General features: G+C 41.8%; 7 protein-coding genes. All 7 read left to right on the top strand.

Features of this window, described 5'->3' with window-relative positions; translation table 11 throughout:
- On the top strand, positions 1–998 hold a 998-nt coding region (locus L650_RS0112725), incomplete at its 5' end, for a 2-oxo acid dehydrogenase subunit E2 (protein WP_029773353.1).
- Between the two features lie 175 nt (positions 999–1173).
- Positions 1174–2601 (top strand): dihydrolipoyl dehydrogenase, encoded by a 1428-nt coding sequence (lpdA, locus tag L650_RS0112720; RefSeq protein WP_029773352.1) that lies wholly within the window; start codon positions 1174–1176, stop codon positions 2599–2601.
- Between the two features lie 213 nt (positions 2602–2814).
- The gene (locus L650_RS0112710; protein WP_029773351.1) at positions 2815–3501 is read left to right on the top strand and encodes a tRNA-uridine aminocarboxypropyltransferase; all 687 of its coding nucleotides are present in this window, start codon (positions 2815–2817) and stop codon (positions 3499–3501) included.
- 775 nt (positions 3502–4276) lie between these two features.
- Positions 4277–5281, top strand: coding sequence for a Fe(3+) ABC transporter substrate-binding protein (locus L650_RS0112705; RefSeq protein WP_029773350.1), 1005 nt, complete (start codon positions 4277–4279; stop codon positions 5279–5281).
- Complete coding sequence (locus tag L650_RS0112700; protein ID WP_029773349.1) at positions 5281–6912, top strand: ABC transporter permease; 1632 nt, start codon at positions 5281–5283, stop codon at positions 6910–6912. Before L650_RS0112705 ends, L650_RS0112700 begins: the two co-directional genes overlap by 1 nt.
- Positions 6913–7959 (top strand): ABC transporter ATP-binding protein, encoded by a 1047-nt coding sequence (locus L650_RS0112695; RefSeq protein WP_029773348.1) that lies wholly within the window; start codon positions 6913–6915, stop codon positions 7957–7959.
- Between the two features lie 43 nt (positions 7960–8002).
- A partial coding sequence (locus L650_RS0112690; RefSeq protein ID WP_029773347.1) for a Dyp-type peroxidase occupies positions 8003–8848 on the top strand: 846 nt, incomplete at its 3' end.

The raw sequence follows: 8848 nt of genomic DNA, 5'->3' as shown, positions 1-8848 counted from the left end.
CTGCGCCAGCTCAAGCAGCACCTGCGGCTAAAGCAAGCAACGAAAGCTTTGAAAACAACAGCGCGTATGCCCATGCATCGCCAGTTGTTCGTCGTTTAGCGCGTGAGTTTGGTATTAACTTAGCAAACGTTAAAGGTTCTGGGCGTAAAAACCGCGTAGTAAAAGAAGACGTGCAAAACTATGTTAAAAACCTAGTTAAGCAAGTTGAATCAGGCCAATTACCAGCTGGTAAAGGCAATGCGGGCGGTGGTGAGCTTGGCTTAATTCCGTGGCCGAAAGTAGATTTTGCTAAATTTGGCGAAATTGAAGAGAAAAAACTATCGCGTATTCAAAAGCTGTCGGGTAAAAACCTACACCGTAACTGGGTGCAAATCCCACATGTTACACAGTTTGACGAAGCTGATATCACCAGCCTTGAAGTGTTCCGTAAAGAACAAAACGTGTTAAGCGAGAAGAAAAAGCTTGGCGTTAAAATAACACCACTTGTGTTTGTGATGAAAGCGGTAGCGAAAGTACTTGCTGAGTTTCCAACGTTTAACTCGTCATTGTCTGAAGACGGTGAAAGCCTTATCCTTAAAAAGTACATCAATATTGGTGTTGCAGTAGATACGCCAAATGGCTTAGTTGTTCCAGTATTTAAAGACGTGGACAAAAAAGGCATTATGGAATTATCTCGCGAGCTAATGGATATTTCTAAAAAGGCGCGTGAAGGTAAGTTAACGTCATCGGATATGCAAGGCGGTTGTTTTACTATTTCAAGCTTAGGCGGTATTGGCGGTACGGCATTTACGCCGATTGTTAATGCACCAGAGGTGGCTATTTTAGGTGTATCTAAATCTGAAATGAAGCCTAAGTGGAATGGTAAAGACTTTGAACCTAAATTAATGGTTCCGCTTTCTATGTCGTACGATCACCGTGTGATTGACGGTGCTCTAGCTGCACGCTTTACCGCAACGCTTGCTAGCTACATGAGCGACATACGTCAGTTAGTGATGTAATCGCTACAATATGAACAAAATCAAATCCCAGCCAGTTGTTTTTAGCTGGGATTTTTACTATATGCAATGATACAATCTTTGCACTATTTGTGAATTGCTCTGATTTTCTGCCCATGCAGAAACATGGCAGTTAAATTTTAGGGCAGTGTCCCGTTCAAACAATTAAGGTAATAGCATGAGCAACGAATTAAAAACTCAAGTTGTTGTACTAGGCGGTGGTCCTGGTGGTTACTCTGCGGCTTTCCGTGCTGCTGACTTGGGCTTAGAAGTTACATTAGTAGAATCGCGTGAAACATTAGGCGGCGTATGTCTTAATGTTGGTTGTATTCCTTCAAAAGCACTTTTACACGTGGCTAAAGTGATTGATGACGCTGCAGAAATGTCATCTCACGGTGTTACTTTTGGCGCTCCGCAAATTGATTTAGACAAAATTCGCTCTTGGAAAGAGTCGGTTGTTGGCCAGCTTACAGGTGGCTTAGACGGCATGGCTAAGATGCGTAAAGTTAAAGTTGTACCAGGTTACGGTAAATTCACTGGCAGCAACACTTTAGACGTTGAAGGTGCTGACGGCACTACAACTATTACATTTGATAACGCAATCATTGCTGCGGGTTCTAAACCTGTTAGCTTACCGTTCATCCCAGAAGATGACCGTGTAATTGATTCAACTGGCGCATTAGAACTTAAAGACGTACCAGAGAAACTACTTGTTTTAGGTGGTGGTATTATCGGTCTTGAAATGGGTACGGTTTACCGCGCACTAGGTTCTGATATTGATGTAGTTGAATTTGCAGATCAGTTAGTTCCGGCTGCGGATAAAGATATCATCAAGATTTACCAAAAATACGTAAACAAAAAATTCAATGTTATGCTTTCTACTAAAGTTGTTGGCGTTGAAGCGAAAGATGATGGCTTATACGTTACTTTTGAAGGCAAAAACGCACCAGCTGAGCCAGTACGTTACGACAAAGTACTTGTTGCTGTAGGCCGTACGCCTAACGGTAACTTACTTGATGCTGATAAAGCAGGTGTTAATGTTGATGAGCGTGGCTTTATTAATGTTGATAAGCAATTACGTACTAACGTAGACCATATTTTTGCAATTGGTGATTTAGTTGGCCAACCTATGCTTGCGCATAAAGCGGTACACGAAGGCCATGTTGCAGCAGAGGTTATCTCTGGTCAGAAGCACTTCTTCGACCCTAAATGTATTCCTTCAATTGCCTACACTGATCCAGAAATCGCATGGGTAGGTGTGACTGAGAAAGAAGCAAAAGAGCAAGGCTTAAGCATTGAAACTGCGGTATTCCCGTGGGCTGCATCAGGTCGCGCAATTGCATCTGCACGTACTGAAGGTTCTACTAAGCTTATCTTTGATAAAGACAGTGGCCGTGTAATCGGTGGTGCTATGGTGGGTATTAACGCAGGCGAAATGCTTGGCGAAATCGGCTTAGCAGTTGAAATGGGCGCAGACGGTGAAGACTTAGCGCTTACTATTCATGCTCACCCAACATTGAACGAGTCTATTGGCCTTGCAGCTGAGATTTTTGAAGGTTCAATCACTGATTTACCAAACAAAAAAGCGGTTAAAAAGAAGAAGTAATTTAACTTTTTAATTTAGCTTTTAAAAACCCAGCTTTTGCTGGGTTTTTGTTTTTATAGCCGCCAATTAAAAAAAAATAAAACAAAACTAGCTTTTGTTGGTATCGTTTTTTATTTTGAGCTGATAGCTGATAGCTGATAGCTGATAGCTGATATCTATTCCCTTTTATTTTAGCTACAATACGTGCCGAACAAATTTTAGGTAATAGCCCCGTTGAAAAATCCCCAACATAACTCAGTATTAGTTTTGCGTGCTCAGCAAATTAGCGAATCGCGCCGCGAATTTAATGCCCGTGGCGGCAAAATGGATCGCTGTGAGCAGTGTTTAATTGCCAAGCATTACTGTATATGTGAGGGTGTAGAACAAGCGCAGTGCGATGCTGGCGTGTGTTTATTAATGTATCATAATGAAAGCTTTAAACCGTCAAACACAGGGCGTTTAATTGCTGAAATAGTCCCTGACAACTATGCATTTAGATGGGACAGAACAGAGCCAAGCGCTGAGCTATTAGCTTTATTAAACAACGCTGATTATCAACCTATGGTGATATTTCCAGCTGAAGATGTAGAGCCGGGCAGGGCAACCACTGAAGTAAATATTGAGCCTGGCAAAAAGCCATTATTTATATTTTTAGATGGCACCTGGCGCGAAGCTAAAAAAATGATCCGCAAAAGCCCGTATCTAGATAATTTACCGGTGTTGTCGATCACCGCTGATAAACTATCAGATTACCGTTTACGCGTTGCACCTCACGCATACCAGTTAGGCACTGCTGAGGTAGGCATTATGGTGTTAGCGCTCGCAGGTGAGCAAGATGCCGCCTTAAAGCTTGAACAGCACTTTATAAAATTTCGTGATGCGTACTTACTTGGTAAGCGAAATAAGGGCAGGCCACAGTAACTTAATTTTAGGCAAAGAAAAGCGCGCTCTATCTCTAGGCGCGCTTGCGGAATCTTCTAATTTTGCATCCTGCAATTGAACTTAATCAACTCCAATTTTTACTTATCCATGTGATTACGATATTACTTTTTAGTTCTATGTAATTTAGGCTATCCGGGCCTATCTCCTTTAAATCCCTGTACATCCTGTAGTGGTAAAAACTATTACCTATTCCTTTTGGCACGTCCTAGTGCAGTCCATTAATTTACAATTCCATTGTGTTGCCTCAAGGGCCTGTCCATTTAATTCCTATCACATCCTGTTAAACAACTATCCGCTGTTGTTATCCTTGCTGTATTGTCCTGATACGTTCCTTTATGCAACAATCCATTGCGATACTCATCCTGAGCCTGTCCTAATTTCCGTGTTGTCCGTAGTAACCTAATCATTGGTTGTTCGAGTAAGCAGTCCATTTCCTTTTACTCGATAAGCATCACTGCTTGGTTGATGTAGTAATTGTAGCGTGCTGGTGCAACTAAAATAGGTTAAAACGGCTATAGATTTACTTATAAAAAGTGAGTATTTATAACAAATCGAATAAAAACAGATGCTTACATTGTTTTTACTGGGTTGTTATAGGTTTTTTTACTCATTAGCTGTCAGCTCTGTAAGAGATGTCTTACGCGGTATTTCCCTTTTGGTCATTAATTACTTATTTACATTTATGTAAAGAGTGTATATTTTCACGTATCACGATAAAACCCCCTGTAAATAATTACTATTTAGGTAAATTGATATGAGAACTGCACTGGCTATACTTACTTGTATTATTAGCGCTTCGCCTGCGTTTGCAAGCGATGTTGTTAATATTTACTCTTTTCGTCAACCGTTTTTAATTCAACCTATTTTAACTGACTTCACTAAGCAAACAGGCATTAAAACGAATGTGGTTTTTGCAAAAAAAGGGTTAATAGAGCGTGTTAAGCGTGAAGGAAAGCACAGTAAAGCCGATTTAGTATTAACATCTAATTTTAGTGCGCTTATTCAGCTAGAGGACCTAAATTTAACGCAAAGTATTAAAAGTGATCGCATTAAAAACAATATTCCTGCGTCGTATAGAGATAGCGACGGGCAGTGGGTGGCATTAACTAAGCGGGTTCGTAATGTGTATTCATCAAAAGAGCGCCTAGGTGCTTTACCTGAACTCACCTACGAAGATTTGGCTAACCCACAGTACAAAGGACAAATTTGTACACGTTCTGGCAAGCATCCTTATAACCTTGGCTTAGTTGCTTCGATGATTGCTCATCACGGCGAGGAAAAAACTAAAACATGGTTAGAAGGTGTTAAAGCTAATTTAGCACGTAAGCCACAAGGTAACGATCGCGCGCAAGTAAAAGCGGTAAAAGAAGGTTTGTGTAATCTTGCTTTAGGTAATAGCTACTACCTTGGCAAAATGCTTCAAGACGACGAGCAAAAAGCGTGGGCTGAGTCTGTTTATATTAATTTTCCTAATCAGCAAAATCGCGGCTCACACATAAATGTTTCGGGTGCTGTCATTACTAAATATGCAAAAAATCCTGATAATGCCCTTAAGCTTATTGAGTTTATGAGCGAAACCAAAGCACAAAATATGTATGCCTCTGTAAATATGGAGTACCCGGTTAAGCAAGGCGTTGAGCTGTCAAGTTTAGTGGCCTCTTGGGGAAGCTTTAAAGAAGATGGCCTAGCACTTGATGAGATCAGTAAATATCGTCCGTTAGCCCTTAAGCTAATAGATGAGGTGAAGTTCGACCTTTAATGAATTTTATATTTAAGCTGTCTAAATGGCAGCTCTTTGCTTGGTCGACAGGGCTTTTATTGTCGGCCCCGCTGTTTTTTCTGATATATGAATCTTTACAAGGCGACTCAGAGGTATTTTCTCATCTGTGGGATACCGTGCTGTGGGATTATATTACTAATACCGTACTGCTTATTTTTGGCGTATGCCTGCTTAGCTGTGCAATTGCGCTTCCGCTTGGTTGGCTCAGTGCGTATTGCTCCTTCCCCGGAAAAAAGCAATTTGAATGGGCGCTTATGCTGCCCCTTGCAATGCCTACCTATTTAATAGCCTATGTGTATACCGATTTGCTAGATTACGCAGGCCCTGTGCAAATAGCCCTAAGAGACTGGTTTGATTGGCACTCGCCAACGGATTACTGGTTTTTTGATATTCGCACTTTGCCCGGCGCTATTGTAATGATTGCACTTGTGCTGTATCCGTATTTATTTTTAATTTTTAAAACCGCACTGCGAGAGCAGTCATTTAAGCTAGTGCAAGCTAGTCAATTAATGGGTTTATCGCCTTGGCAAAGCTTTTTTAAGGTAAGTATAGTGCTTTCTCGTGGCTCAATTGTGGCAGCCCTTGCGCTCATAAGCATGGAAACCATGGCCGACTATGCAACGGTAAGTTACTTTGCAGTGAGCACTTTAACCACCGCAGTGTACGATACATGGTTTGGTTATTACTCACTCACGGCTGCAGCGAAAATGTCGGGCGTTATGCTGTTACTGCTATTTTTAGCTTTAATGGCGGAGCGCTTTAGTCGGCGTAACCAAGCCGTGTTTGAGCGTCAATCAGGTGTTAATAGCGAGTCGTTGTACAAACTTAAAGGTAAACATGCATGGCTGGCTACGTCATTTTGCAGTGTTATTTTGCTCATTGCTTTTATTATACCTATGTTGGTATTGCTAAATTATGCAATAACTTACTTTGATAAAGCGTGGAACACGGCATTTTTTAGTTACGCGTGGCAAAGTTTAAAAGTAGCTATTATTGTAAGCGTAGCCAGCATAATACTCGCTACACTAATCGTTTTTTATCAGCGTGTGGCAAAGCAAGGCTATTCTTTAATACCTGGTCGCTTAGCGAGCACCGGCTATGCACTGCCAGGTACGGTACTGGCTATTGCTGTGTTATTACCGCTTAGCACATTAGAAAACTCAATAAATACAGTCCTTGAGGGCTACAACCTAGATATAGGTTTATTACTAACCGGCAGCATTGTCACTATTATACTGGCTTACTTAGTGCGCTTTTATGCCATTGCGCACGGTGCTATAGAATCGAGCTTTGTACGTATTAGTCCATCACTGGATATGGCTAGCCAATCAATGGGTAAAAGCCAAGGGCAAACACTGCGCTTAGTGCACCTTCCTTTATTACGTCGAGGTCTTTTAACAGCTGCATTGCTTGTATTTATTGAGTGTATGAAAGAGCTGCCAGCCGCATTACTATTAAGGCCTTTTGACTTTGAAAGTTTAGCCACACATGTATTTCAATATGTGAGCGATGAGCAGCTTGAGCTTGCCTCTATTTCCGCTTTATTTATTGTTTTAGTTGGGTTGATCCCCTTGTATTTTATTAATCGTTCTATGGAGCAACGCAGTTAAATGAGCCGTTTAAATTTACAAGGTGTGGGTTATCACTACAGTGGCACGCACGTGCTACACAATTTAGATTTAACGGTGGGTCAAGACGAAATTGTGTGCTTGCTCGGAGCCAGCGGCTGCGGTAAAACAACCACCTTAAAAGCAATTGCTGGCCTTATTGAAATAAATGAAGGTAGTGTATTTATAGATGGCAAATGTGTAAGCGATAAGCATACATTTGTATCACCAGAGCATCGTAATATAGGGATGATGTTTCAAGATTATGCCTTGTTTCCGCACCTCAGTGTGGCCGATAATATTGCGTTTGGGCTGGGTAAAATAAGCAAAGCGCAAAAACAGCAACGGGTAGAGGAAATGCTAGAGCTAGTGCATTTAACGGGGTGTGCAAAACGCTACCCTCATCAGCTCTCGGGTGGCCAGCAGCAACGCGTGGCTATTGCGCGGGCTTTGGCTTATAAGCCTAGTTTATTGCTTCTTGATGAGCCTTTTTCGAACATAGATACACAAGTACGCTTTGAGTTAATTGCTGATATTAGGCGCATTATTAAAGCGCAGCAGGTTTCTGCGGTATTTGTTAGCCACTCAAAAGAAGAAGCCTTTGCGTTTTCAGACACGCTAGCCATTATGCACCAAGGAAAAATAGCCCAACAGGGTACACCAGAGCAGCTTTTTGCCATGCCAAAGACAAAGGAGGTTGCAGAGTTTCTGGGTCAGGGCATATACTTAGGCGCAGAAGTGTTAACGGCAACTGAATACACAACGCCTTTTGGTGTCGTGCAATCGCAGCATGAGCATACGCACAGTGCAATAAAAGGGGTGGTGTATATTCGCCCGCACCATATTGAGCTTGCGCAAAATACGCAGGCCGATAACCCTCAAGGTGTGAGCATTTTAAGCCGTCGGTTTATAGGCTCGGCTTATGTTTACACTGTTGTAATTGCAGAGCAAGAGATTGAAGTTGCCGCACAATATGGCCAGTCATTTGAAATAAATGAGCAGGTTATAATAAAAATAAAACCTCACACGGTGAATTTTTTCGAATCATAACAAATGTGTTATTCGCTGTGTTTTATAAAGCTAAGGAATAACAATGGCGCAAGCGCAATCTGGGATTTGTGCTGAAGCAAACTTACACGGTTTGCATTTATTTTTTAATGTATTTGATGGTCAAGACGAGTCATTGCGCGCAAAGCTTAAGCGCGTAAGCGCAATTGAAGAAGAGTTTAGTGATCAGTTTTCCGAAGCCATGCTCTCTTGCATGGTGGCTATAGGCGCGCAATATTGGCCGCATATACTACCTGAATATATCCCAAGCGAGCTGCAAAGCTTTCCTAATATAAATCACAGTGATTTTGTTATGCGCGTACAGCCATGTGATTTATTCATACAAATTCGCTCAGACCGAGAAGATGTTAATCACCTTTTTGCATTGCAAATATTAAAGTTGTTTTCGCCCGATGTAGAGCTGGTTGAACAAATTCGCAATTTTAGGTTTTTAGATGGGCGAGACTTTAACGGCTTTATTTATGCAGGCGACACCCCACATGGACGCCAAAAACGAATCACGGCACTGGTTAATAACCCCGACAGCTTTGAACACCAAGGCAGCTATATTCATGTACAGCGTTATAAACATGACCTGAGCGTATGGCAGCATTTATCACTAAGCGAGCAAGAGCATATTATGGGGCGCACGCGTTTAGACAACACTTTAATTGAGCCTAAGGTAGATACTAGCCACGCGACTAGAAGTGAGCTAAAAGATGAGAGCGGCCAAGCTATACTGCTTAACCAAAGCATGCCGTATGGCGATGTTTACGAGCAAGGCATGCTAAGTATTACATGCTCAGCATCGGGAAGTGCGTTTGAAAAGGTACTTAACAGCCGCATAGGAAAAGGGGAGTGTTACGACCACTGGCTTGATTTTACTCAAGCC

The sequence above is a fragment of the Pseudoalteromonas sp. TB51 genome, assembly GCF_000498055.1.
Taxonomy (GTDB): domain Bacteria; phylum Pseudomonadota; class Gammaproteobacteria; order Enterobacterales; family Alteromonadaceae; genus Pseudoalteromonas; species Pseudoalteromonas atlantica.
Note: the sequence above shows the minus strand (reverse complement) of the source record. Positions and strands in the feature narration are given on the sequence as shown.

Coding starts and splice junctions, on each gene's coding strand:
- lpdA (WP_029773352.1), top strand. CDS start 1,174: ATGAGCAACGAATTAAAAACTCAAGTTGTTGTACTAGGCGGTGGTCCT.
- L650_RS0112705 (WP_029773350.1), top strand. CDS start 4,277: ATGAGAACTGCACTGGCTATACTTACTTGTATTATTAGCGCTTCGCCT.
- L650_RS0112700 (WP_029773349.1), top strand. CDS start 5,281: ATGAATTTTATATTTAAGCTGTCTAAATGGCAGCTCTTTGCTTGGTCG.
- L650_RS0112695 (WP_029773348.1), top strand. CDS start 6,913: ATGAGCCGTTTAAATTTACAAGGTGTGGGTTATCACTACAGTGGCACG.